Below are 24,828 nucleotides of genomic sequence, written 5' to 3'. Positions count from 1 at the left end.
GGCGATACATTATCGGAATGTTGAGTCAGCCGCGCGGGACTGTCAAGCGCGCGAGGGAGGGTCGCGGCGATGGCCGGAACCACAGAGATCTCCACCTCGGACACGTCGCTCACCTTCGCCAAGGGGCTGTGCGTGCTGAAATGCTTTGACGCCGACGCGCAGCAGCTCACCATCCCCGAGATCGCCCGGCGATGCGGCATCGACCGCGCGGTGGCGCGCCGGCTCGTGCTCACGCTGGTGCGGCTGGGCTATGTCCGGCAGACCAGGCGCAGCTATTCCCTGTCGCCGCGCATTCTCGTCCTGGCGGGCGGGTTCCTGCAGGGGCGCCGCTTCGGCCTTGCGATCCAGCCGGTGCTCGAGGGATTCGCCGCGCAGTGCGGGCAGCCGCTGTCCATGGCGATGCGCGACGGGGAAGACGCGATCTTCCTCGCCCACACGGGCGGCGACGGGCTGGCGCCGCGGCTGGGCTTCACCGTGGGCAGCCGGCTGCCGCTTCTCGCCACCGCGATGGGCCGCGCCCTCGTCGTGCAGGAACCGCCCGAGCGCCGCGCGCAGCTGGTGGCCGAGGCACCGGTCGCGGCTTGGACCGAGAAGACCATCACCGACCGCGCCGCCGTGATGCGCCTCATCGAGGGGGCCGCGCCCAGCGGGATCATGCACTGCGACGGCGAGTTCGAGCCGGGCGTCACCGCCACGGCGATCGGGTTTCGCTGCTCGGGCGGGGAAATCGCCGCGGTCGGCCACTCCGCGGAAGGGTCCTTTTACGAGATGCCGGGATTCCGGCCGCGGATCGAGGCCACGCTGCAGCGTTGCGCCTCGGCGCTGCGGGGGCTTCTCTAGCCGTCCTGCAGGCGCGGCATGTAGGTCGGCTGCAACGCGCCGAGCGCCTCGCGCACCTCGGGGGACGGATCGCCATAGACCGTCATGCGCAACGGACGCACCAGCGCAAACAGCGGGCGCGCGAAACGCCGCGTGAACCCCTGCAGATGCTCGACCACGGCGGTATCGTTCGAAAAGCCCATCAGCAGATGCAGCCGTTCGCCATCCTCCGAAAGATGGACATCGCATTGCAGCGTGCCCGCCTCCTCCTCCCGGGCCTGGTAGAGCAGGTCCCGCGCGATCGCGGCCAGATCGTCGTCCGGCGCGCCGCGCAGTTCGGTCTCGAGCACCCAGCGCAGATAAAGCGTCATTGCGCACCCCTCCCGCGCCGCGACGGTGCAGCTCGCTTCGGCATCATCCTCGTCATCACCAGACCCCGAGTTTCCAGTCGGGGCGAGGCATAAGACAGAATCGCTGCCGCGCTAAGCCGAAAAGCGACAGCGCGGCGCCGTGGCCGCCACCGGGTCGAACGCGCTTGACAACCGCGCCGGGCGGCGGGCACCTTCGCCCTGCTTCGGTTCCGGCGTTTCGGCGTCGGATGAAAAGGGAACGCAGTGAGGATCCGGCTTCGCGCCGGCCCGAATCTGCGGCTGCCCCCGCAACTGTGAGCGGAGAGCGAAGCCGGAACATGCCACTGCGGCGCCTAGGGGCGCGGCGGGAAGGCCCGGCCAAGCGACGACCCGCAAGCCAGGATACCTGCCGAGGCGATCACCCTGTCCTGGCGCGGGGCGCGCCACGGGCAACGGACCCTTCCGTCGAGGTGACAATCGTTTCGTCGTCCGCGAGGGGCCGGTCATGCCGTCCGTCGCGGGCATTCACCGCCCGTCGGCCCCCGGGCCGCCACGAAGGGACAGATCCATGACCCGCCTTCCACTCTCCGCATCCGCCGCCGTCGCGGCGCTTCTTTCCGCCTCCCAGGCCCTGGCCCAGGAAAGCTTCGATCTGGGGGAGATCGTCGTTTCCGGCGCGCTCGTCCCGCAAGAGGTCAACCGCACCGGCGCCATCGTCGACGTCCTCGACGAAGAGGCGCTCGACGAGGCCCCGCTGACGCTCGAGCGCACGCTCGATCGCATTCCCGGCGTGTCCTTTTCCTCCAACGGCGGCCTCGGCAGCGCCAGCACCGTGCGGATTCGCGGCCTCGGCAGCGCCTATGTCGGCGTGCGCATCGACGGCATCGACGTGAGCGACCCGTCGGCGGTTCAGCTCGGCTTCGACTTCGGCGGCCTGACCAGCGCGGGCCTGCAACGCGTCGAGGTGGTGAGGGGCTCGCAATCGGCGCTTTACGGCTCCGAGGCGATCGCGGGCGTGGTGGACGTGACCACCTTCCGCGCGAGCGAGCCCGGCACCTTCGTCAAGGGCTTCGCCGAGGGCGGCAGTTTCGGCACGGCGCGGGGCTCGGTCGGGGTGGCGACCCGCGGCGAGCGCGGCGCGCTCGCCTTCAACCTCGCGCGCACCGAGACCGACGGCATCTCGGCCCGCGCGGGCGATTCGGAGGACGACGGCTACGAGGAGACGTTCCTGTCGCTCTCGGGCGATTACGAGGTGGGCGAGGGTGTCGTGCTCGGGTTCTCCGCCTTCCACCGTGACGCCGAGGCGGAAATCGACCGCTCGACCACCGACAACAGCGGCACCAATTTCCTGGAGCAGACCGGCGCGCGTGTCTTCGCGGAAATCGCGGCCTTCGGCGTGGATCACACCTTCAGCTATTCGACCTTCCGCTCGGAACGCCGCGACCCGGGCGGCGTCATCAAAGCGTTCGACGGCGACCGCGACCAGCTTTCCTATCTCGGCACGATGGAGCTGTCGGGCGGGACCACGCTCAGCTTCGGGCTCGACCGCACCGAGGAGGAGTACGAGACCGATTTCGACGCGGGCTCTTCGGTGACGACCTCGGCGCTGGCCGAGGCGATCTTCCGTCCGCGGGACGACCTCGATATCGCGGTTTCGCTGCGCTACGACGACAACGACGATTTCGGCGGCAATACCTCCGGGCGCGTCGCGCTCGCCTGGCGCGCGCGGCCGGACACGACGATCCGCGCCGTGGTCGGCACCGGATTTCGCGCGCCGTCGCTCTTCGAGCGGTTCAGCGCCGCGGGTGATCCGACCCTGAAGGTCGAGAAAAGCCGCAGCGTGGAGCTTGGCGTCGAGCGGCGCTTCGGCGAGGAGAGCTTCGTGCAGGCGACGGCCTTCTACGCCGAGATCGACGACCTGATCGGCTTCGACGGCGCCGCCACGGCCTGCGGCAGCGGCTTCGGATGCTACAACCAGGTTCCCGGCACCACGGTCAGCAAAGGGCTGGAGATCGAGGGGCGCTACGCCCACACCGACCGCGTGGCCGTCTTCGGCGCCTATACCCTGACGGACGCGGAAACCGACGGCACGCGGCTCGCGCTCGTGCCGCGCCACGACCTCACCCTCGGGGTGGACGTCGATTTCACCGACCGCCTTCGCGGCACCTTCGACGTGCAGCGCGTGGCCGACGTGGAGCCCAGCGCCTTCGCGCCGCCGAACAACGACGTGGGCGACTACACGCTGGCCAACCTGGGCTTTTCCTACGCGGTGACCGACACGGCGGAGGCCTATCTGCGCGTCGAGAACCTCTTCGACGAGGATTACGAGACGGTAGGCGGCTACAACATGCCGGGCCGGGGGATCTATGTCGGGCTGCGCGCGTCGTTCTGATCGGCGGCTCCGGCGCGCCGCGGCGGCGCTCGGGCTCTGGCTCGGGCTGTCCGTCGCGGCGGCGGGCCCGGGCGGCGCGGACGAGGCGCCGCCCGCCCGCGTCGTCTCGATCAACCTCTGCACCGACCAGCTCGCCATGATGCTCGCGGCGCCGGGGCAGCTCCACTCGGTGACGAACCTCGCCACCGATCCGCGCGTCTCCGCCATGGCCGAAGAGGCGGCCGCCTTCCCTTCGAACCGCGGCGCCGCGGAGGACATCTACCTCATGCGGCCCGACCTCGTGCTCGCCGGGCGCTACACGGCCCAGCCCACGGTCGCCATGCTGCGCCGCCTCGGGATTCCGGTCGTCGTGTTCGATCCCGCGCTCTCTCTCGACGACGTGCGGACCCGGATGGTCGAGATGGGCGCGGCGCTGGGACAGGAAGAGGCCGCCGCGCGCGCGGTCGCGATCTTCGACGCGCGCCGCGCCGCGCTGCGCGAGTCCGTTTCGCGCCGGCCAAGCGCGGCGCTCTACTACGCCAACGGCTACACGGCGGGCGACCGCTCGCTGGCCGGCGAGATCCTCGCCGCCGCCGGCTTCGAAAACGTGGCCGAGGCGGCCGGCCTCTCGGCGGGCGGGCGGATGCCGCTCGAGGTGCTGGCGCTGGCCGCGCCCGAGGCCGTCGTGACCGCCCGGCCCTATCCCGGCGCCTCGCGCGCCGAGGATATCCTCGACCATCCGGTGGTGCGCGCCCTGCGCGAGGGCCGTGCCGCGGGCGCCTTCGCCGACCGCGACTGGATCTGCGGCACGCCGCATGTGCTGGCGGCCATCGAGTCGCTGGCCGAGCTGCGCCGCACCCTGCCGCCGGAGGGGCCGGAGTGACGCGCCTCGCGCTTCTTCTCGGTGCGCTCGTCGCGGCCCTCTTTCTGGGCTCGCTCACCATCGGGCCGGCGGGCGTGGGCGCGGGCGAAAGCCTTCGCGCCCTCGTCTTGGGCGATGCCGGCCCGCTCACCCTCGTGATGCGCGAGATCCGCCTGCCCCGCGCGCTCCTCGCCGCCATCGTGGGGGCGAGCCTCGGCCTCGCGGGCGCGGCCATGCAGGGCTACCTGCGCAACCCGCTGGCAGAGCCGGGGCTCATCGGCGTCTCGGGCGCGGCGGCGCTCGGCGCGGTGATCGCGCTTCAGACGGGCCTCGCGGCGAGCTGGGCGCTCGGCCTGCCCGCCGCCGCGCTCGCCGGGGCGCTCGCCGCCGTGCTTCTCGTCGTCGCGCTCGCGGGCCCGCGGGGCACCTCGCTCACGCTCATCCTCGCCGGCATCGCGATCTCGGCGCTCGCCGCCGCGCTCACCTCGCTGGTGCTCAACCTCTCGCCCAACCCCTTCGCGGCGAGCGAGATCGTCTTCTGGATGATGGGCTCGCTCGCCGACCGCTCGATGAGCGATGTCTGGGTCGCGCTGCCCTTCACCGCGCTCGGCTGGGCGCTTCTGATGACGATGGGGCGGGGGCTCGACGCGCTCACGCTGGGCGAGGACGCGGCGGGCGCGCTCGGCATCCGGCTCGGGCGGCTTCAGGCCGCGCTCGTCCTCGGCACGGCGAGCGCGGTGGGCGCGGCGACCGCGGTGGCGGGCACCATCGGCTTCGTGGGCCTCGTGGTGCCACATCTTCTGCGCCCGCTCGTGGGCGCGCGGCCCTCGCGGCTTCTGTGGGCCTCGGCGCTCGGCGGGGCAGCCATGGTGCTCGCCGCCGACATCGCGGTGCGCCTTGTCCTGCCCGAGCGTGACCTGAAACTCGGGGTGCTGACCGCGCTCGTGGGCGCGCCGCTCTTCCTGCATCTCATCTACCGGACGCGAAGGGAGATGGGATGAGCCTGCTGTCGCTGTCGGATCTCTCGGTGCGGCTGCGCGGGCGCGACGTGCTGGCGGGCGTCACCCTCGACATCGGCCCCGGAGAGGTCGTGGGGCTGATCGGCCCCAACGGCGCGGGCAAGACGACGCTGATGCGCGCGGCGCTCGGCCTGCTGCCCGCCCGCGGCCACAGCAGCCTTGCCGCCTTGCCGCCGCGCGCCCGCGCCCGGGCCGCGGCCTGGATGCCCCAGGCGCGCGAGATCGCCTGGCCCGTCAGCGTGGAGACGCTGGTGATGCTCGGCCGGATCCCCCACATGGCCGGTGGCCAGCGCCCGTCGGAGGGCGACATCGCGGCGGTGGAGCGGGCGCTTGCCGCCATGGGCCTCGGGTCGTTCCGCCACCGCACCGCCACGCGGCTGTCGGGCGGCGAGCAGGCGCGCGCGCTGATCGCCCGGGCGCTTGCCCAGGACACGCCCCTCATCGTGGCCGACGAGCCCATCGCGGGGCTCGATCCCGCGCACCAGATCTCCACCATGAAAAGCTTCGCGCGGATCGCGGAAGACGGGCGCGCGGCGCTCGTGTCGATCCACGATCTGGGTCTGGCCGCGCGCCACTGCACCCGGCTCGTGCTGCTCGACGGCGGGCAGGTAGCCGCGGACGGGCCGCCCGGCGAAGTGCTGACACCTGCCCGCCTTGCCGAGGTGTTCCATGTCCGCGGCTTCTTCGAGACCACGGCGGCGGGCCCGGTCTTCCAGGCGCTCGACGTGATCGGCTAGGGACCGCAGCTTTCAGCCGCCCGCGACGCCCGCCTCCGCGAAGGTCGCCATCCCGTCATGGCAGGCCAGCGCCGCGCGGACCACCCCGAGCGCCAGCGCCGCGCCCGAGCCCTCGCCCAGCGCCATGTCGAAGTCGAGCACCGGGCGCCGGCCCATCGCGTCGAGAAGGCGGCGGTGCCCCGGTTCCCGGCTGACATGACCCGCGAGGCAGTGATCGAGCGCGCCGGGCGCCGCCGCGTGAAGCGGGGCCGTGGCGGCGGTGCAGATGAACCCGTCCAGCAGCACGGGAATCCGCCGCGCGCGCGCCTCCAGCACCGCCCCGCAGATCGCCGCCTGTTCGCGCCCGCCGATCCGGGCGAGCCAGTGCAGGCCCCTTGTTCCCGCGTGGCGGGCGAGCCCTGCCTCGACCGCCGCGAGTTTCCGCGCCCGCACGGCATCGTCCGCACCGGTGCCGGCACCCACCCAGCCTTCCGCCGGGCCGCCGAAGACGGCCGCGGCAAGCGCCGCCGCGACGGTGGAATTGCCGATGCCCATCTCGCCCAGCACGAGGATGTCCGCATCCGGATCGACCGCCGCCGCGCCTTGGCGCATGGCGTCGAGCGTCTCGTCCTCGCCCATCGCCGGGCCTTGGGTGAAATCGCCGGTCGGGCGGTCGAGGTCGAGCGCCACCACGGCGAGCGCCGCCCCCGTGACCCGGCAGATCTGGTTGATCGCCGCGCCCCCCGCCTGGAAATTGGCGACCATCTGGGCCGTTACCGCCTGGGGGAAGGGATTGACGCCCTGCGCGCAGATCCCGTGATTGCCCGCGAAGACGAGCGCCTGCGCCGTCTCGAGCCGGGGGCGCGGATCGCCACGCCAGCCCGCGACGAAGACCGCGATCTCTTCCAGCCGGCCGAGCGAGCCAGGCGGCTTCGTCAGGCTGGCCTGACGGGTGGCCGCAGCGCGGGCCGCCGCGTCGTCGAAGCCGGGCAGCGCGCCGACATGGGCGGCCAGATCGTCCAGCCGCGCGGGATCAGGGATCGCGGTCATTGGGTTTCAGCCTCAGGGGGCAGCCCGCGACGGAGAGCCAGACTTCGTCCGACTCGGCCGCGACCCGCTGGTTGAGCCAGCCCGCCGCGTCGCGGAATTGCCGCGCGAGCGCGTTCTCCGGCACGATCCCGGCGCCCACCTCGTTGGTCACCAGCACGACCGGCGCGCGCTGCCGCGCGAGGGTATCGGCCAGCGCCTCGGCCTCGGCGCGCCAGTCGCGCCCGCCGAGGACGAGATTGCTGAGCCAGAGCGTCAGGCAATCCACGAGGCGCGGCCCGGCGCCGTCGCTGTTGTCGAGCGCGGCCGCCAGCGCCAACGGCGCCTCGAGCGTGCGCCAGCCGTCCCCGCGCCCGGCGCGATGGGCGGCGATTCGGTCCGCCATCTCGGCGTCGCGCGCCTCGGCGGTGGCGATGTAGACGGGACCCTGCCCGAGGCGAAGCGCCAGCCTTTCGGCCAGGCCGGTCTTGCCGGACCGCGCGCCACCTGTCACGAGAATCTTCGTCGCCATGCCAGGGCAGAAAGCAGAGCCGCGCGGCGAAGGGAAGAGCCGCTTTGCCGGACGGTCGGCGCGGGGCGTTCAGCCGGGCGCGTCCTGCGCCCGCGCCCAATCATGACGGGCGCGCCGCGGCTCCTGTCCCCAGACCATCCAGAGGAGCGCGCCCTGGAGGTAGAGCGCGCCCCCCCCGAGACCGAGCCACGCGGCCCGCGAGGCGAGGCTTTCGCGCGGGATGTCGAGCAGCAGATTGATCGCCGTGTCACCGAGGATCACGACCAGTATCCCCGTCAGCAAAACCTTGTGCAGCATAAGCAAAACAGTTTTCACCGTTACTCTCCTTGTTCACTCGTGATGCCACGGGTCTGGACGACAGGGCGCGAACTGGTTTGGCGGAAAGCTGATATTAGTGAGTCATTGACCGCGAAGAGTCCTGCCAGCACGCGAAAACGGAAAATTAAGCAAGCCCGCGAAACAATCCACGAGCCGCGCCTTTTGCCGCGCCGCGCCTGGTGCCGCGCACGCGAGGAGGCGGCCGAAAGCCGCGGCCGGCCCGTGCATGATCGGGTCCCGCCCAGTTCGGTGGCATTCGTTCAGCCGAAGTGCCGGATAGGCGCCGACATGACGCCGGAGAGGCTCGTGGCCGAAGACGCGACCCCGTTCGCGCCGGATCCAACCGAGCGGTTGCATGCGACCAGAATCCCTGTATGACGCGCGCATCCCGCCCGGGTCGGCCGTGCGCCACGACCCCTTGCCGGAGCATCGCCGACGATCCCGGGCGCGCCGACACAGCGCGTCGCCACGACCCGCCAACGGGGTGACCATGAACGCGCTCTACGCTTACCGTGACCAGTGGATCGGGAACATCCGCGGCGATATCCTCGCCGGTCTCGTCGTCGCACTGGCGCTGATCCCCGAGGCGATCGCGTTCTCGATCATCGCGGGCGTGGATCCCAAGGTGGGGCTTTACGCCTCCTTCTCGATCGCGGTGATCGTCGCGATCACGGGCGGCCGGCCGGGCATGATCTCCGCGGCGACGGCGGCGACCGCCGTGCTGATGGTGACGCTGGTGAAGGAGCACGGGCTGCAATACCTGCTTGCCGCGACCGTGCTCGCGGGGCTCATCCAGATCGCCGCCGGCCTCGCGCGGCTGGGGCAGCTCATGCGCTTCGTCTCGCGCTCGGTCATCACGGGCTTCGTCAACGCGCTCGCCATCCTGATCTTCCTCGCGCAGATCCCGGAACTCACCGGCGTGACGTGGGTGACCTACGCCATGGTGGCCGCCGGCCTCGCCATCATCTACCTCTTCCCGATGCTGACCACGGCGCTGCCCTCGCCGCTCGTGACCATCGTCGTGCTGACGGCGGCGGCGATGGCCCTGGGGCTCGACGTGCGCACGGTGGGCGACATGGGCGATCTGCCCGACACGCTGCCCGTCTTCCTGATCCCCGACATCCCACTGAGCCTCGAGACGTTACAGATCATCCTGCCCTATTCGCTGGCGGTCGCCGCAGTCGGGCTGCTGGAAAGCCTGATGACGCAGACCATCGTCGACGACCTGACCGACACCGCAAGCGACCGGAACCAGGAATGCATCGGTCAGGGCGTCGCCAACACCGCCACCGGCTTCATCGGCGGCATGGCCGGCTGCGCGATGATCGGCCAGTCGATCATCAACGTGAAATCGGGCGGCCGCGGGCGGCTTTCGACCTTCACGGCCGGCGCGGTGCTGCTTTTCATGATCGTCGCGCTCGGCGATGTGGTGGCCCGGATCCCGATGCCGGCGCTGGTGGCGATCATGATCATGGTCTCGATCGGCACGTTCTCATGGTCGTCGATCAGGAACCTGCGCGATCATCCGCGCTCGTCCTCGGTCGTGATGCTCGCCACCGTCGTGGTGACGGTCTATACCCACAACCTCGCCATCGGGGTTCTGGTGGGCGTGCTGCTGTCGGGCATCTTCTTCGCCGGCAAGATCGCCCAGATCTTCCGCGTCACCTCCGAGATCTCGCCGGACGGGCGCGCGCGCACCTATGTCGTCGAGGGGCAGCTCTTCTACGCCTCGGTCGAGGATTTCATGGCCTCGTTCGATTTCCGGGAGGCGCTGGAGCGGGTCACCATCGATGTCAGCCGCGCCCATATCTGGGACATCTCGTCGGTGGCCGCGCTGGACATGGCCGTGCTCAAGTTCCGGCGCGAGGGCGCCGAGGTCGAGATCGTCGGCATGAACCAGGCGTCGGAAACCATCGTCGACCGGCTCGCCATGCACGACAAGCCGGGCGCGATGGACAAGCTGATGGGGCATTGAGGGGAAGCGCATGACCGCAGTTCTGATGGCGCTGGTCGACGGATCGGCCTATTCCGAGAGCGTCTGCCGCCACGCCGCGTGGATCGCGTCGCGCACCGGCGCGCAGGTCAAGCTCTACCACGTGCTCGACCCGCGCCGCGCGCGCAGCAAGCGCGACCTCTCCGGCTCGATCAGGCTGGGGGCGCGTTCGAACCTGCTCGAAAAGCTCACCGCGCTCGACGAGCAGCACGCGAAACTCGCCCAGGCGCAGGGCCGCGCGATCCTCGAGGACGCGAAGGCGCTGGTCGAGGCCGAGGGCGTCGGCGACGTGGTCACGCGCCTGCGCCACGACGACATCGTCGATACGGTCGTGGCCAAGGAGGGCGCGGTCGACATGATCCTGATCGGCAAGCGCGGCGAGGCGGCGGGCCTCGAGAAGACGCATCTCGGCTCGAATTTCGAGCGGATCGTCCGCGCCAGCCAGAAGCCCGTCTTCGTCGCCAACCGCGCCTTCCGCCCGATCAAGCGGGTGCTGATCGCCTATGACGGCGGCGTGTCTGCGATGAAGGCGGTGGATCACGTCGCGCGCGATCCCCTGTTCACCGGGCTCGACGTGGTGGTGGCCACCGTGGGCGCGGACAACGAGGAAATGCGCCGCGCGCTGGCCAGCGCGCGGGCCACGCTCGACGCGGGCGGCCATGTGGCCGAGACGCGCGTGCTGGACGGCCAGCCCGGCAAGGCGCTGGGCGAATTCGTGGACGGCGAGGGCATCGACCTGCTGGTGATGGGCGCCTACGGCCACTCCCGGATCCGGACCCTCGTCATCGGTTCGACCACGACCGAAATGATCCGCTCGTGCAAGGTGCCGGTGGTGCTGATGCGCTGAGCGCCGCCGAGGCGCGGTAGCGCCACGCGGCGCCGCGGCGGTTCCGGGACGCGAGGATCGAGCGGCAAGGCCCCGACAGCCGCCGCGGGCGCGCGAAAGGTGGCACCCCGCGGTTTTGAAGGCGCCATGGCGGCGCGGCGGCACAGGGCCGAAGGATCCTCTCGCCCTCAAAGCCCGCCATGCGCGGGCCGCGGCCCCGGTGTCCGATGGCACGCAGCGGCAATTCCCCATCCCGGATTTTCCGGTTATTTCAAGCCATGGACATCGTTCTCGTCACCACGATCATCGCGTCGCTGTTCCTCGTCATCGGCATGGCGGAGCCGCTGGCCGCGCGGCTGCGCCTGCCTTACAGCGTGATCCTCGCCGTGCTCGGCGTGCTGATCGGGGCCGGCGCGACCTTTTTCCTGCGCACCGAACTCACCGATGCGTTGAACCCGGTGGCCGAGGCGATCCTCGGCCTGCCGATCCGGTCGAATGTCTTTCTCTACGTCTTCCTGCCCACGCTGCTCTTCCAGGCCACGCTGGGGATGAACCTGCGCCGGATGCTGGACGACTGGGTGCCCATCCTCGTGCTTGCCGTGGTCGCGGTGGTCGTGGCGACGCTGAGCGTGGGGTACGCGCTGTCGTGGACGAGCACGCTGCCGCTCGCGGCGTGCCTGCTGATCGGGGCGATCGTGTCCACGACGGATCCTTCCGCGGTGGTGTCGATCTTCCGCTCGATCTCGGCGCCGCGGCGGCTCGCGCGGATCATCGAGGGGGAAAGCCTGCTCAACGACGCCGCCGCGATCGCTCTCTTCGGCCTGTTCATGGGCTTCGTGATGCTGGGCGTGCCCGATCCCAGCCTGCGCGACGCGCTCGCCCGATTTCCGATGCTGATCCTGGGCGGCGTGCTGACGGGCTGGCTGGCGGCGCGCGTCGCGGTGTGGGTGATGGCGCTCTTCAGCCGCCATGAGCTCGCGCAGATCTCGATCTCCGTCTCGCTGCCCTATCTCGCCTATATCGGCGCGGAACAGAGCATCGGCGCCTCGGGCGTCATCGCGGTCGTCGCGGCGGGGCTGACGCTGAACCTGGCCGGGCCGGGCCGCCTGCCGCCGCAGGCGTGGGCGAACCTGCGCGAGGTCTGGGACCTGCTCGCGCACTGGGCGGGGGCGCTGATCTTCATTCTCGCCGCGCTGCTGATCCCGCGCCTGCTGGAAGAGGTCCGCGTCGAGGACTTCGTCCTGATCGGGGTGGTGATCCTTGCCGCCATCGCGGCGCGGGCGGTGATCCTCTTCGTGCTGCTGCCGGCGCTCACCCTGCTGCGCCTTTCGCCGCAGGTCGAGCGTCCCTACCGGGCCGCGATCCTCTGGGGCGGCTTGCGGGGTGCGGTGACACTCGCCCTCGCCCTCGCCGTGACCGAAAGCTTCCGCGTCCCGGTCGAGGTGAAGCGCGTGGTGGGCATCCTCGCCACGGGCTTCACGCTCTTCACGCTGATCGTGCAGGGCACCACGCTGCGCGCCGTGATCGCCCGGCTCGGCCTCGATCGCCTGTCGCCCATCGACGAGGCGCTGTCGCGGCAGGTCGTGGCCGTCGCGCTTCAGACCGTCCGCGAGGACGTGGCGCGCACCACCGACAATTACGACCTCACCCGCAAGATCGTGCGCTCGGAGGCCAAGCGATTCGGCGACAGGCTGGACCAGGCGGTGAAGATGGCGGAGGCCAGCGCCGACATCCTCGACCGCGACCGCATCACGCTGGGACTGATCGCGCTGGCCGGGTTCGAACGCGACACGATCCTCGCGCGGGTGCGCGAGCGCACGATCTCCGCCCGCATGGCCGACCAGCTTCTGTCGGATGCGGAAAGGCTGATCGAGAACGCCCACTCGGGCGGGCGCAGCGGCTACCAGCGCGCGGCGCGCCGCAGCATCGCCTACGGGCGCGCGTTCCGCGCGGCGGTGGTGCTCAACAGCCGGCTGGACGTGTCCTGGCCCTTGGCCCGCATGACGGCCGACCGGTTCGAGGCGCTGCTGGCGCAGCGCCTCATCCTGCGCGACCTCGGGGCCTTCATCGACGGCCGCATCCGGCGCATCCACGGACGGCGGGTCGCGGAACTGCTGCACGAGTTGCTGTCGCGGCGGATCGAGGCCGTGGAGACGGCGCTGGAAGGGCTGCGCCTGCAATACCCCGGCTATGCCGAAAAGCTGGAACGGCGTTTCATCCGGCGCACCGCGCTTCGCCTCGAGGAACGGGAATACACCGCCATGCGCGAGGACGGGCTGATCGGCGCCGAGGTCTTCACCGCGCTGATGCAGGGGCTCACGCTGCGGCGCACGGCGGCGGAGGAACGACCGCGCCTCGACATCGCGTTGCAGCGCTCGGAGCTTTTCAGGCAGTTTCCGCTTTTCGCCGATCTCGACGACGCGGGCCTGCGCCGGCTCGGGCGCGCGCTGAAGACGCGCTACGTGAATGCGGGCGAGACGATCATCCACAAGGACAGCGCCGCCAAGAGCGTGTTCTTCATCGCGTCGGGCGCCGTGGAACTCGAAAGCGCGGGCCAGACCTGGCGGCTGGGCCGGGGCGAGATGTTCGGGCAGATGGCGATCCTGATGAACAAGGCGCGCCGTGCCGAGGTGCGGGCCATCGCACCGTCGACGCTTCTGGTCCTCGACGAGGAACGCTTCCGGCGCCTGCTGTCCCGCAGCACCGCCTTGCAGGACGCGGTCCGGGCAAGCGCGGAAAAGCGCGGGATCGCGCCCGACGCGCTTTTCTCGGAAGATTCGCGGTCGCGAGCGACCTGACGGACTTTCGCCGCGGCCTCTGGTGGTGGCGTTCCTGACGCTTGCCTTCCCGATCACCCGGGCCCGCCGGATCGCGTCCCGTTCTCACCCGATCCGGCGACGTGTCGACAGCCCGTCACGGATCGCCTATCCGGAGGGCATGGGCAGTTTCGAACGCTACCTCTCTCTCTGGATCGCGCTGGCGATGGTCGCCGGGATCGCCATCGGCAGCACGGTGCCGGCGCTGGTCGAGGCCATCGCGGCGGCCGAGCTGGCCCGCGTGAACCTGGTCGTCGCCGTGCTGATCTGGGCGATGGTCTATCCGATGATGGTCGGCGTCGATCCGGGCAGCCTGAAGGACGTGCTGAAGCAGCCGCGGGGCCTTGCCATCACGCTTGCCGTCAACTGGCTGGTCAAGCCCTTCACGATGGCCGCGCTGGCGGTGCTGTTCTTCCAGGTCGTGTTCGCGGACCTGATCGCGCCCGCGGACGCGGAGCAATACATCGCCGGGCTGATCCTCCTCGGCGCCGCGCCCTGCACGGCGATGGTCTTCGTCTGGTCGCAGCTCACGCGGGGCGACGAAGGCTACACGCTTCTTCAGGTGAGCGTGAACGACATCGTGATGGTCTTCGCCTTCGCGCCGATCGTCGCCGTGCTGCTGGGCGTCACCGACATCGAGGTGCCGTGGGAGACGCTGGTGCTGTCGGTGATCCTGTTCGTCGCATTGCCGCTCGCGGCGGGCATCTGGACGCGCGCGCGGCTGGGCAGCGCCGCGCGGATCGAGGCGTTCCGCGACCGCATCAAGCCCTGGTCCATCCTGGGCCTGATCATGACGGTGGTGATCCTTTTCGGGCTGCAGGGCCAGGTGATCCTCGACCGCCCGCAGGTCATCGCGCTGATCGCGACACCGATCCTGATCCAGTCCTACGGCATCTTCGCGCTGGCCTATGCCGCTGCCTGGGCGCTGCGCGTGCCACACCGGATCGCGGCGCCCTGCGCGTTGATCGGCACATCGAACTTCTTCGAGCTGGCCGTCGCCGTGGCGATCAGCCTTTTCGGCCTGAACTCCGGCGCGGCGCTGGCCACGGTGGTCGGCGTGCTGGTCGAGGTGCCGGTGATGCTGTCGCTCGTCGCCTTCGCCAACCGCACGCGCGCCCGCTTCGCCTGAGCCACGTCGAAAAAGAACTCGACAAAACCGGAATCGTGGTTATATTTGCCGCCATGACCACGACAAGCCCCACCGCCCGCGCGCTCGCCGCCCTTGGCCACGATGCCCGGCTCTCCATCTTCCGCCTGCTCGTGAAAGCGGGGGACGAAGGGCTGCGCGTCGGCGATATCGGCGCGCATCTCGGGCTCGCGCCCTCGACGCTCGCACATCATCTTTCGACGCTGGTCGATGCCGGGCTCGTGGTGCAGGAAAAACGCGGCCGCGAAGTCTTCAACCGGGTCGACTACCCGGCGATGCACGAGGTGCTGGCGTTTCTCACCTCGGAATGCTGCGCCGGCGTGACCATGCAGCCCGCGGAGGGCGCGGCATGACACGCCCACACGGTTTTTTGCCGTCGAAAACAACCAATATCCCGGAGAAATGGACATGACCGACACGACCCTTCCCGCACCGGGGCTGCGCGCCGCGATCGGAACGATCTGGCGCGCGCAGCGTGTCTGGCTGGCCTCGGCCCTGATCCTCACGGTGCTGGCCATCCTCGACCCCGGGCAGGCCGCCGACAGCGCGGCCTTCGCGGGCGGGGCGCTTCTGCGCACGGCGCCCTATCTCGTCCTGTCCATCGCCATCGCCGCCTGGGCGGGCGCCACGGGCGCGGACAACCTGATCGCGCGCGCCTTCACGGGCGCGCCGCTTCTGATGATCGGGCTCGGCGCGCTGGCGGGGGGGATCTCTCCCTTCTGCTCCTGCGGGGTGATCCCGCTGATCGCTGCGCTCCTGGCGATGGGCGTGCCGCTTTCGGCGGTGATGGCCTTCTGGCTGGCCTCTCCGATCATGGACCCGTCGATGTTCGTGCTGACCGTGGGCGTGCTCGACCTCGACTTCGCGGTCGCCAAGACCGTGGCCGCGATCGGGCTCGGCGTCTTCGGAGGGATCGTCGTGCATCTTCTGGCGCGCGGCGGGGCGCTTTCGAACCCGCTGCGCGAGGGCGTGGGCGACGGCGGCTGCGGCGGCTCGAGCGTGCGCGCGCCGAAACCCGTGGCGTGGCGCTTCTGGGAGGAGCGCGAGCGCCGGGCGAAATTCGGCAAGACCGCGCTCAACACGACGCTGTTCCTCGCCAAGTGGCTGACGCTCGCCTTCCTTCTCGAAAGCCTGATGCTCGCCTGGATCCCCGCGGAGACGGTGACGGCGGCGCTTGGCGGAGACGGCTTCATGCCGATCGTGACGGCGACCTTCGTGGGCGTTCCGGCCTACCTGAACGGCTACGCCGCGCTTCCGCTGGTGGGCGGGCTGATCGAGCAGGGCATGGCGCCCGGCGCGGGCATGGCCTTTCTCGTGGCGGGGGGCGTGACCTCGATACCGGCGGCGATGGCGGTCTGGGCGCTGGCCCGGCCGCCCGTCTTCGCCCTCTACATCGCGCTTTCGCTCACCGGCGCCTTCGCCTCGGGCGTCCTGTTCCAGCTCTGGACGCTCGCATGAAACGGCTGACCGTCACGGTGGAAGAGCCCGCCTGCGCGCTTGTGCTCGCGCCGGTCGGGATCGCGACCCCCCACGACGCGGTGACGGCCCTCGACGTCACGGGGGGCCGTATCGAACGGGTGCTGGGCGAACCCGAACTGGGGCTTGGCGCGGCGCTTCTCCGGCCTGCCGGCGGTCCGCTCGTTCTGGACTACGCGGTGGCGCCCGCGCCGGCCGGGCAACCTTACCCCGAGGCCGCGTTCCGCCCGCGCGCCAACCGTTTCACCGCCGCGGCGGCGGAGCTTGCCGACGCCAGCCGCGGGATCGCCGCGCGGGCGGGCGGCGGCCGCGTCGGCATCGCGGCGCTGGTCGCGGTGGCCGAGGCGCGCTTCGACTACGCGCATCCCGAGACCCGCTTCAACGACGGCACGGACGCCGTGCCCTACCTGTCCTGCGGGACGACGCCCGGCTCCTGCGTGGACATCAACACCTATCTCGTCGCGAGCCTGCGCGCGGCCGGCTACGAGGCCGCCTATGTCTACGGCCACTTCTTCCCGGCCGATCGCGGCGGCGTCACCCATGACATGCATTGCTGGGTCGTCACGCGCCATGACGGGGAGGTCCTGGAATGGGACATCGCGCATCACATGAAGGCCGGGCTTGGACCCACGCGGGCCGCGCTCGATCCCCGGCCCGGCCGCCGCGTGGCGCTGGGACATTCCATGGGCCAGAGCTACGACGACCCCCGGATCCCGCCCATGCTGAAACTGCTGTCCGAGCCGCTGGCCCTGCACGACGGCGCCGTGCGGCGCTTGTCGCTCTCCGTGCGGCTGGCCGATGCCCGGGCGCCGGGCGGGGCGCCGGCGGAAGGGCCTCTTGCCGGCGTCAGATGATGGCGTGCCGCATCCGGGCGGAGACCCATTCGCTGACCACCACGGTGCCGAGGATCAGGATCAGGATGACCGAGACCTGGCTCCAGGCGAGCGTGTTGAGCGAGGCCTGAAGCTTCAGCCCGATGCCGCCCGCGCCCACCAGCCCCAGGATCGTGCTTTCGCGGATGTTGATGTCCCAGCGAAAGACCGAGATCCCCCAGAAGGCGGGCATGATCTGCGGCACGATGCCGTAGTTGAGGACCTGCGCGCCGCTCGCGCCGGTGGCCTCGATCGCCTCGATCTGGCGGGCGTCGGTCTCCTCGATGGCCTCGTAGAGCAGCTTGCCGATGAAGCCGATGGAGCGCAGCGCGATGGCGACGATGCCGGCCAGCAGCCCGGGCCCGATGATCGCCACGAGCAGCAGCGCCCAGATCAGCGAGTTGATCGAGCGCGACGCCACGATGACGAAGAGCGCGAGGGGCCGCAGGATCGTCGCGGAGGGCGTCGTGTTGCGGGCCGCGAGGAAGGCGATCGGCACCGCCATGACGACCCCGCCGATGGTGCCCAGCGTGGCGATGTTGATCGTGTCCCAGAGCGGCAGCCAGAGCTCCGACATGTAGGACCACCTGGGCGGCACCATGCGGCCCCCGATATCGGCGGCCTGGCGCGGCGCATCCGCGACGAAGAACCAGATCGTGTCCTTCGTCATCAGTTGCCAGCACCACACGAAGAGCGCCACCAGCGCCAGCCAGCCCGCCCAGAGCAGCAGCCGCGCGCGCGGCGTGCGGAATCTCCAGACCTGGCTGTAATGGGTGATCTCGCTCATTGCAGGAACTTCCGCAGATAGCTCGAGCCGTATTCGGCGACCATGACGATACCGATGATGATGAGCAGGATCGCCCCGGCGCTGTCGTATTCGTAGCGGTCGATGGCGGTGTTGAGCGTGGCGCCGATACCTCCGGCACCGACGATCCCGATCACCGCGCTTTCGCGGAAATTGATGTCGAGGCGGTAGAGCGACAGGCCGATCAGCCGCGGCATCACCTGCGGCTGGATCGCGTAGTTGACCAGCTGAAACCAAGAGGCGCCGGTGGAGCGGATGGCTTCGGCCTGCGCCTCGTCGATTTCCTCGATATCGTCTGCCAGCAGCTTGGCGATGAAACCGATGGTGGCGAAGCTCAGCGTCAGGAACCCGGCGAAGGGGCCGAAACCGAACATCGCGACGAGGAAGATCGCGATGATCACCTCCTGCAGCGCGCGGCTCACCGCGATGATCGCGCGACAAACGTAGTAGACCGCCGCCGGGGCGAGGTTGCGCGCGGCGCCGATGCCGATCGGCACGGAGATCGCCACGCCGACGACGGTGGACGTCAGCGTCATCGTCAGGCTTTCCACCAGCCCGCGCGAGATGTCGCCCCAGCGGCTGGCGAAATCGGGCTGCAGGAAGCCCATGACGAAGCGCTGCCCGCGTTCCAGACCGACGGCCACGCGTTCCCAGTTGACCTCGACGGTGCCGATGGCGAGGACCAGGTAGGCGACGATGCCGACCTGCAGCGCGATCCGCCAGCGCCGGTCCTTCACGATCTGCGGCGGACGGCGCCAGGTGGCGGGATAGGGCGCGCTCATTGCGCGAGCGCCTCCAGCCGCGCCTTCGCCTCCGCCTCCGCCTCGGCCTGTTCCTCGTCGCCCTGCCGCATCGCGTTCCAGTCTTCCTCGCCGTAGATCCTGGTCAGCGCGCTCTCGGTCAGCTCCGCGGGCGGTCCGTCGAACACCACGCGGCCCGCGCGCAGCCCCACGATCCGCTGCATGAACTGCTGCGCAAGGGGCACGTCGTGGATGTTGACGATGGCCGGCAGGTCGCGTTCGGCGCAGATCTCTGTGAGCAGGCGCATGATCTGGCGGCTGGTCTTGGGGTCGAGGCTGGCGGTTGGCTCGTCCACCAGCAGAAGCTCGGGCTCCTGCGCGAGCGCACGGGCGATGCCGACGCGCTGGCGCTGCCCGCCCGACAGGGCGTCCGCGCGCTTGTCGGCCTGTTCCATCAGCCCGACACGGTCGAGCAGGCGATAGGCGCGCCGGATGTCGTCGGGCGGATACTTCCGCAGGAAGCTGCGCCAGAACGGCACATAGCCGAGGCGCCCCGACAGGACGTTCTCCATCACGGTCAGCCGCTCCACGAGGGCGTATTCCTGGAAGATCATGCCGATCCTGCGGCGCTGGCGGCGCAGATCGGCCTTGCCCAGCCGGGCCAGATCGACGTCGCCCAGCATGACCTTGCCGGCACTGGGCTCCACCAGGCGGTTGATGCAGCGGATCAGCGTGGACTTGCCGGCCCCGGACGGCCCGATCAGCCCCATGATCTGCCCTTGCGGCACGCGCAGCGTCACGTCGGCGAGCGCGGCGTCGCCTGTCCTGTAGGTCTTGGAAAGCCCCTCGAGGTGCAGCATGTCGGTCCCGCGAAATGCAAGGCGCGGGCGACGCCGGGCCGCCCGCGCCGGAACAGGTCGATCAGATCAGTTGCACTCGTAGACGACGCCGTTGGCCTCGTCGATGGTGCGGATCACGGCCCAGTCGTCCTGGAAGGTGATCTCGATGAACTGGTCCTCGCCGTTGCGGCCGAACTCCTCGGCCAGCGCGGTGCCCTCCCAGTCGAAGCTGAAGAACGCCTCGCGGATCTTTTCCTGAAGCTCGGGGGCGAGGTTGTAGACCGTGCCGTAGCCCGTCGTCGGGAAGGTCTGCGACTGGTAGATGGTCACCAGCTGATCCTCGGAGACCACCTCGCGGTCGATCATCCGGCCCTTGACCGAGTTGGCGATCGAGGCGGCCATGTAGTCCTTGTTGGCGACGCCGAGGATCGAGTTGTCGTGCGCGCCGGAGAAGGCGGGCTCGAAATCCGCGCCGGCCTCCATGCCGAACTCCGCCTTGAGGATCGCGGAGGGCGCCTTGAAGCCCGAGTTCGAGGTTTCCGAGGTGAAGGCGAGCTGATTGCCGCGGATGTCTTCCACGCTCTCGATGCCCGAGCCCGGATAGGTGATGATCTCCATCTCGTAGCCGAAGGAACCGTCCTCGGCCGCCATCATCGCGAAGGGGCGGAAGCCGGCGCAGGCCACGGCGAGCGGATTCGAGCCGGTGTTGAAGCCCGCCACATGCAGACGGCCGGCGCGCATCGCCTCGATCTGCGCGGCGTTGGACTGCACGGGGAAGAACTGGACCTGCTTGCCCGTCACCTCGGCCATGTGCTCGAGGAAGCCGGCCCACACCTCGGCATAGACGGCCGGATCCTCGACCGGCGTGTAGGCGAAGATCAGCGTGTCGGGGTCGATCCACTCCGACGGATCCTCGGGGATGTCGGCAATGAGATCACCGTCGTTGTCGACGTAACGGTCGCCGAGCTTGAACTCGGCATGCGCGGGAAATGCCAGCGCGAGCGCTGCGACGGCGGACAGTGTAGCGAAGGTTTTCATGAGTCTCCCCCATATTCTGCGGTTCGGGTGGGGCGTAACGCCCGTAGATGACAGGCGCATGACATCGCGCGCCATCGGGCGGCCGCGCACGGCCTGACCTTGCGGCAGGGCCGGCCGTGCGCGCCTCCCCCCGGCGCAAGGGGCCGCCTGCCCGCCCCGACCTCCGGCGCTGCGGAGCCCGCGTGTCGCCGGGCGGGCGCCGATTGGCAGCCGCCGGGAGTTCGACTAGGTTCCGTTGCGGGCACACCCCGGCGAGGCTGTCCCGAACCCGGGGTCCGGGAGACGAACGCTGGCGCGAAAGGCGGGGCACGTCATGGACGAGACAACGGACAGGGCCGCGGCCGGCCCCGGGACGGGCCGCGCGCGCGAGGTCTTCGCGGTGTTCCTGAAGCTGGGCCTGACCTCTTTCGGCGGGCCGATCGCGCATCTGGGCTATTTCCGGGACGAGCTGGTCACGCGGCGGCGCTGGCTTTCCGATCGGGATTATGCCGATCTCGTCGCGCTCTGCCAGTTCCTGCCGGGCCCGGCGTCGAGCCAGGTAGGCTTCGCGCTGGGACTGACGCGGGCCGGCTGGCCGGGGGCGCTCGCGGCCTTCACCGCCTTCACGCTGCCGTCGGCTCTGGCGCTTCTCGCCTTCGCGATGACGGCCGCATCGATCTCCGGGCCCGTTGGCACCGGCGCGCTCGACGGGCTGAAGATCGTCGCCGTGGCCATCGTCGCGCAGGCCGTCTGGGGCATGGGCCGGTCGCTCTGCCCGGATCGTGCGCGCGCGAGCATCGCGGTCGGCGCCGTCGCCCTGCTGGCCGTCGTGCCGGGCGCCCCGGGCATGGTGGGCGCGATCGCGCTCGGCGCGCTCGGCGGGCTGGCGCTGGGCGCGGGCGACGCGCAGCCGGCCGGTGGCCGTGTCGCCATGCCGGTGGGCCGGAGACAGGCCGGGCTTGCGCTGGCGGCCTTTGCCGGTCTTCTGCTCCTCCTGCCGCTGATCGCGGGCCAGTCGCAGGCGCTGGCCGTCATCGACGGCTTCTACCGCTCGGGCGCGCTGGTGTTCGGCGGCGGCCACGTCGTGCTGCCCCTCCTGCAGGCAGAGACCGTCGTCCCCGGCTGGGTCACCGCGGACGCCTTTCTCGCCGGCTACGGCGCGGCGCAGGCGGTGCCCGGGCCGCTTTTCACCTTCGCCGCCTATCTCGGCGCGGTGCTGGGGCCGGACCCGAACGGGGTGGCCGGCGCGGCGATCGCGCTGGCGGCGATCTTCCTGCCGGGCTTCCTGATCCTCGTGGGCGTGCTGCCGTTCTGGGACCGGTTCCGGAAGATGGCGCGGGCGCAGGCGGCGATGCGCGGCGCGAACGCCGCCGTGGTGGGCATCCTCGGCGCGGCGCTCTACACGCCGGTCTTCACGGGCGCCGTGGGCGACATGCGCGACTTCGCGCTCGCGCTCGCCTGCCTCGTCGCCCTGATCGCGTGGAAGGTGCCCCCCTGGGCCGTGGTGCTCTGCGCGGCGGGGGGCGGCGCAGGTCTCGCGCTCGCGGGCTGAGCGAACGCGGCGCCCCGGCGCCTCACCGCGCCACGTGCACCGGGCAGCCTCCGTGGCGCACCATGCGCGCCGCGTGGCGGCCAGGAGGTCATCCCGGAAACCCGGCGAGGCGCGCGGCCACCTCCAGCACGTGCCGGTCGCGGTTTTCGTTGCGGATGTCGGCGGCGTGGAGGCCGCAGCGTACGGGGCCCGCCATTCGGGAGCCGGCGTACCGGCTTTCGGTGGCCGGCTCACCGCGCCGTGTCCGCCCGGCCCGTCGCGTCCGCCGATGCGGGGGCGGTGGATGCGGCTCCGTCGGTCAGCAGAACCCGTGCGGCGCGGAAGAGCACGGCCGGATCCCGGTCGGTGCGCACGACGGGCAGCGGCGGGCTCCGGCCCGTCAGCGCATGGACGGCGGCGCGGGCGCTGCGCACCGAATACTCGACCGTGAAGACGGTATCGAGCGGCTGCTCCACGAACTGTCCCATCAGCGCGAAGTTCTTCGCGCCGGGCGGGCATGTCGCGGGCCGGTCGCCCGAACGCCGCGGCATGAACTGGCTTGTGATGAACGGCATCCGGCAGGGCACGACCCGGGCGCCGTCGAACCAGCCCATCCGATCCGCGCCGAGGCGCAGCTGGCCGGCCAGTTCGGCGAGGATTTCGTCGCCCGTGGCCTCCCACATCGGCTTCGGGACGTAATCCCCGTTCCGGTCTCCGCGCAATCCGTAGCCCCAGAACACCGTCGTGTCGGGTGGTTGCGCGCGAAAATGCGGCTGGCGGAAGAAGACGAAGGACATGAGCCATCCGCTGTCGCGGATCGTCACGAGCCCGCCCGTGCCGGTTGCGTTTCCTGTCAGTTCCTCGACGAAATCCCGGAACCCCGGCTCGCGCAGGGTGACGGTGAAGGAAGTCCAGGCGGTGCGGCGGGTGTCGGCGCAGAACGCCTCCGGGCGGCCGAACCCGTCATGGCGGGCCGCGAGCGACTTCCAGAGATCCCAGGACGGCGTCGGCGCGGGCTCAAGGGACGGCGCCCGGTCGTTCGAGCCATATGTCGCGCCGTCCACCATGGAGCCGAGCGTGACATAGACGCGGTCCTGCTCTCCGAGCGCCAGCCGCCGGCCATCGGCGAGGTCGATGCGGTCCACCCGGCGGCCCTCGGCGTCGCCCCGGATCGACAGCCCCGTGACCCGGGCCTCCCGCTCGAAGGCGACGCCGCGCTCTTCCAGCCACGCGACCAGCGGCGAGACCAGGCTGTCATATTGATTGTAGCGCGTCCTCAGAACCCCGGCGATGCGCGTGAGGCCCGGCAGGAGATGGATGAAGCGGCGCATGTAGCGGCGCATTTCGGCCAGCGCGTGCCAGGGCTGGAACGAGAACATGGTGGACCACATGATCCAGAAGTTGCTCTCGAAGAAGTCGCGGTCGAACCAAGACCCGATCGTGCGGCCCGCAAGGCGGCGTTCCGGAACGATCAGCAGGCGGTTGAGCGCGACGATGTCGCCCGCGCCGAGGCCGAGATGCGCCATGTCCGCCTTCTCTCCCGCCGCGATCAGCCGGCATCTGGACGCGGCGCGCACCTCCTCGTTGAACGAGAGGATGTCCCGGCTCACGGAGATGTCGGGATCGTCGGCCGACGGGATATCGTCAAAAAGATCGAAGGTGTTCACGAAATTGCGCTCGAACATGCGCCCGCCCCGGGTCAGGTAGCCCTCCGCCACGCCGCCCGAGGCGTCGAGCGCGCCGCCCGGTTGCGGCTGGTCGTCGAAGATGCGGATGGAGGCGCCCGGAACCCCCGCGTCGCGGATCAGAAACGCCGCCGCGGCGAGCGAGGCGATCCCGCCGCCGATCATGTAGTGGGCCGCCCGCCCGTCCCTGCCAGCCATGCTCCCGCCCGCGCCCGGTCCCGCCGCCCTCGCCGCGGCGGAAAGCCTCTTCCCCGGGCCCACATTCGCCGCCGGGGCGACCGGCTGTCATTGATCTTCGTCATCGGGGCGTCGTCCTTGACGAGCCCCCCTCTCGCGACCTTCGAGGCCCCGAGGAAGAGAACGCTCCGCCTCCGGCTGCTGGCATGCACAAGCGCATGCTCCAGCACGCGCGGCCAGGCATCTACGGCGCGCTTTCCACCGTGCCGGCTCCTCCCCGTCTGCGGGCGCCGTGCCCCGGATGCGGCGAGGCGTCCGCGCAGTGTCTACTTCGTCAGGATGAGCTTGCCCGCCCTGGTGATCCGCAGCGTGTAGATCTGGCCGTCGAGGTCGATCTCCGCGGTCGATCCCCCCGCCATGAGGTCATGGGCGTCGTGGCGCGGCAGATCCGGCCGGGCGGACAGGCTTCCGGCGCAGGAGGCTTCTCCGGATCGACGGTCGCTTTCGACACTCCTTTCCATGGCACGTCGCTCCTGCTTTCTCATGGCGTCACCGGCCCGCGAACTCGAAGGAGAAGCTCCGCGGCGCGCCGCGCGGCGGGGCCGGGAAGGGCGCGGCGCGGCGGATGTGGTCGAGCGCCGCGCGGTCGAGATCGCGCGCGCCGGAGCTTCTCAGGACGCTGACCGCGACGAGCTCGCCGCTCACCCCGATCCGGAAGCCGACCACCGCGACGCCGCGGGCGCGCACGCGCGCCTTCCGGGTGCGCGCGATCTGGCGCAGCACGCGGCCGCCGTAATTCGCGGCCTCGGCGCGGCCGCTTTCCGCCCTCGGGCTGGTCGTGACCGTCGCGGCGCGCGTCGCCTCGGCGTCGCGGGCGCCCTGGGCGTCGCC

At 70.7% G+C, this 24,828-nt stretch carries 24 protein-coding genes and 1 riboswitch; of the genes, 13 read left to right on the top strand and 11 right to left on the bottom strand.

All coding sequences use genetic code 11. The features are described 5' to 3' along the window. Positions 1-69: 69 nt before the first annotated feature. On the top strand, positions 70-840 hold the full coding sequence (locus AB6A66_RS15490; RefSeq protein ID WP_371056599.1) for a helix-turn-helix domain-containing protein: 771 nt from the start codon (positions 70-72) through the stop codon (positions 838-840). On the opposite strand, the gene AB6A66_RS15485 is transcribed toward AB6A66_RS15490, so the two are convergent. Then, complete coding sequence (locus AB6A66_RS15485; protein ID WP_371056598.1) at positions 837-1,190, bottom strand: hypothetical protein; 354 nt, start codon at positions 1,188-1,190, stop codon at positions 837-839. The two genes, AB6A66_RS15490 and AB6A66_RS15485, sit on opposite strands and share 4 nt — an antisense overlap. Before the next feature lie 187 nt (positions 1,191-1,377). Beyond that, a riboswitch (cobalamin riboswitch) is annotated at positions 1,378-1,598 on the top strand. A gap of 139 nt (positions 1,599-1,737) precedes the next feature. Here AB6A66_RS15485 and AB6A66_RS15480 point away from each other — a divergent pair. The 4 genes from AB6A66_RS15480 to AB6A66_RS15465 are packed head-to-tail and all read left to right on the top strand — an operon-like array spanning position 1,738 to position 6,158. Continuing rightward, on the top strand, positions 1,738-3,561 hold the full coding sequence (locus tag AB6A66_RS15480; protein ID WP_371056597.1) for a TonB-dependent receptor plug domain-containing protein: 1,824 nt from the start codon (positions 1,738-1,740) through the stop codon (positions 3,559-3,561). Further along, on the top strand, positions 3,536-4,423 hold the full coding sequence (locus tag AB6A66_RS15475) for an ABC transporter substrate-binding protein (RefSeq protein WP_371056596.1): 888 nt from the start codon (positions 3,536-3,538) through the stop codon (positions 4,421-4,423). The genes AB6A66_RS15480 and AB6A66_RS15475 overlap by 26 nt, the downstream gene beginning before the upstream one ends. Next, positions 4,420-5,403: a FecCD family ABC transporter permease gene (locus tag AB6A66_RS15470; protein ID WP_371056595.1), complete on the top strand. Its 984-nt coding sequence runs from the start codon at positions 4,420-4,422 to the stop codon at positions 5,401-5,403. The genes AB6A66_RS15475 and AB6A66_RS15470 overlap by 4 nt, the downstream gene beginning before the upstream one ends. Next, the gene (locus tag AB6A66_RS15465; protein ID WP_371037128.1) at positions 5,400-6,158 is read left to right on the top strand and encodes an ABC transporter ATP-binding protein; all 759 of its coding nucleotides are present in this window, start codon (positions 5,400-5,402) and stop codon (positions 6,156-6,158) included. Before AB6A66_RS15470 ends, AB6A66_RS15465 begins: the two co-directional genes overlap by 4 nt. Positions 6,159-6,170: 12 nt before the next feature. Here the strand turns inward: AB6A66_RS15465 and cobT are convergent, their stop codons facing one another. The 3 genes from cobT to AB6A66_RS15450 form a co-directional block, all read right to left on the bottom strand. After that, entirely contained in the window at positions 6,171-7,187 is a 1,017-nt protein-coding gene (cobT, locus tag AB6A66_RS15460) for a nicotinate-nucleotide--dimethylbenzimidazole phosphoribosyltransferase (RefSeq protein WP_371056594.1), read from the bottom strand. Further along, positions 7,171-7,695 (bottom strand): bifunctional adenosylcobinamide kinase/adenosylcobinamide-phosphate guanylyltransferase, encoded by a 525-nt coding sequence (gene cobU, locus AB6A66_RS15455; RefSeq protein WP_371056593.1) that lies wholly within the window; start codon positions 7,693-7,695, stop codon positions 7,171-7,173. Before cobU ends, cobT begins: the two co-directional genes overlap by 17 nt. A 69-nt stretch (positions 7,696-7,764) precedes the next feature. Then, positions 7,765-8,010, bottom strand: a complete 246-nt coding sequence (locus AB6A66_RS15450) for a hypothetical protein (protein ID WP_371056592.1) — start codon at positions 8,008-8,010, stop codon at positions 7,765-7,767. A 493-nt stretch (positions 8,011-8,503) separates the two neighbouring features. On the opposite strand from AB6A66_RS15450, the gene AB6A66_RS15445 reads away from it, so the two are divergent. From AB6A66_RS15445 to AB6A66_RS15415, 7 genes are all read left to right on the top strand, one after another. Further along, positions 8,504-9,988, top strand: coding sequence for a SulP family inorganic anion transporter (locus tag AB6A66_RS15445; protein ID WP_371056591.1), 1,485 nt, complete (start codon positions 8,504-8,506; stop codon positions 9,986-9,988). Positions 9,989-9,998: 10 nt separating this feature from the next. Then, positions 9,999-10,853 carry a universal stress protein gene (locus AB6A66_RS15440; RefSeq protein ID WP_371056589.1) on the top strand — a complete coding sequence of 285 codons (855 nt, stop codon included), beginning with the start codon at positions 9,999-10,001 and terminating at the stop codon, positions 10,851-10,853. 257 nt (positions 10,854-11,110) lie between these two features. Next, positions 11,111-13,630: a cation:proton antiporter gene (locus AB6A66_RS15435; RefSeq protein WP_371056588.1), complete on the top strand. Its 2,520-nt coding sequence runs from the start codon at positions 11,111-11,113 to the stop codon at positions 13,628-13,630. Positions 13,631-13,769: 139 nt separating this feature from the next. Beyond that, positions 13,770-14,777, top strand: coding sequence for an ACR3 family arsenite efflux transporter (arsB, locus tag AB6A66_RS15430; protein WP_371056587.1), 1,008 nt, complete (start codon positions 13,770-13,772; stop codon positions 14,775-14,777). A 53-nt stretch (positions 14,778-14,830) separates the two neighbouring features. After that, positions 14,831-15,148, top strand: a complete 318-nt coding sequence (locus AB6A66_RS15425) for an ArsR/SmtB family transcription factor (RefSeq protein ID WP_371037136.1) — start codon at positions 14,831-14,833, stop codon at positions 15,146-15,148. Between the two features lie 55 nt (positions 15,149-15,203). Then, positions 15,204-16,253, top strand: coding sequence for a permease (locus AB6A66_RS15420; protein ID WP_371056586.1), 1,050 nt, complete (start codon positions 15,204-15,206; stop codon positions 16,251-16,253). Next, the gene (locus tag AB6A66_RS15415) at positions 16,250-17,125 is read left to right on the top strand and encodes a transglutaminase domain-containing protein (RefSeq protein ID WP_371056585.1); all 876 of its coding nucleotides are present in this window, start codon (positions 16,250-16,252) and stop codon (positions 17,123-17,125) included. Before AB6A66_RS15420 ends, AB6A66_RS15415 begins: the two co-directional genes overlap by 4 nt. On the opposite strand, the gene phnE (AB6A66_RS15410) is transcribed toward AB6A66_RS15415, so the two are convergent. From phnE (AB6A66_RS15410) to phnD, 4 genes are all read right to left on the bottom strand, one after another. Beyond that, positions 17,118-17,930, bottom strand: coding sequence for a phosphonate ABC transporter, permease protein PhnE (gene phnE / locus AB6A66_RS15410; RefSeq protein WP_371037139.1), 813 nt, complete (start codon positions 17,928-17,930; stop codon positions 17,118-17,120). The two genes, AB6A66_RS15415 and phnE (AB6A66_RS15410), sit on opposite strands and share 8 nt — an antisense overlap. Continuing rightward, positions 17,927-18,730 (bottom strand): phosphonate ABC transporter, permease protein PhnE, encoded by an 804-nt coding sequence (gene phnE, locus AB6A66_RS15405; RefSeq protein ID WP_371037140.1) that lies wholly within the window; start codon positions 18,728-18,730, stop codon positions 17,927-17,929. The genes phnE (AB6A66_RS15410) and phnE (AB6A66_RS15405) overlap by 4 nt, the downstream gene beginning before the upstream one ends. Beyond that, positions 18,727-19,548: a phosphonate ABC transporter ATP-binding protein gene (gene phnC / locus AB6A66_RS15400; RefSeq protein ID WP_371037141.1), complete on the bottom strand. Its 822-nt coding sequence runs from the start codon at positions 19,546-19,548 to the stop codon at positions 18,727-18,729. The genes phnE (AB6A66_RS15405) and phnC overlap by 4 nt, the downstream gene beginning before the upstream one ends. A gap of 66 nt (positions 19,549-19,614) precedes the next feature. Continuing rightward, positions 19,615-20,565, bottom strand: coding sequence for a phosphate/phosphite/phosphonate ABC transporter substrate-binding protein (gene phnD / locus AB6A66_RS15395; RefSeq protein ID WP_371037142.1), 951 nt, complete (start codon positions 20,563-20,565; stop codon positions 19,615-19,617). Positions 20,566-20,878: 313 nt separating this feature from the next. Here phnD and chrA point away from each other — a divergent pair, with 313 nt between their 5' ends. Next, a complete protein-coding gene (gene chrA, locus AB6A66_RS15390; protein ID WP_371056584.1) occupies positions 20,879-22,096 on the top strand; it encodes a chromate efflux transporter in 1,218 nt (405 codons plus the stop codon). 230 nt (positions 22,097-22,326) lie between these two features. Here the strand turns inward: chrA and AB6A66_RS15385 are convergent, their stop codons facing one another. The 3 genes from AB6A66_RS15385 to AB6A66_RS15375 all read right to left on the bottom strand — a co-directional run. Continuing rightward, positions 22,327-23,958 (bottom strand): oleate hydratase, encoded by a 1,632-nt coding sequence (locus tag AB6A66_RS15385; protein ID WP_371056583.1) that lies wholly within the window; start codon positions 23,956-23,958, stop codon positions 22,327-22,329. A 305-nt stretch (positions 23,959-24,263) separates the two neighbouring features. Then, positions 24,264-24,458, bottom strand: a complete 195-nt coding sequence (hemP, locus tag AB6A66_RS15380; protein ID WP_371037145.1) for a hemin uptake protein HemP — start codon at positions 24,456-24,458, stop codon at positions 24,264-24,266. Positions 24,459-24,486: 28 nt separating this feature from the next. Further along, on the bottom strand, positions 24,487-24,828 hold a 342-nt coding region (locus tag AB6A66_RS15375; protein WP_371056582.1), incomplete at its 5' end, for an energy transducer TonB.

Origin of the sequence: Rhodosalinus sp. K401, assembly GCF_041365735.1 — a bacterium.
Taxonomy (GTDB): Bacteria; Pseudomonadota; Alphaproteobacteria; order Rhodobacterales; family Rhodobacteraceae; genus Rhodosalinus.
Note: the sequence above shows the minus strand (reverse complement) of the source record. Positions and strands in the feature narration are given on the sequence as shown.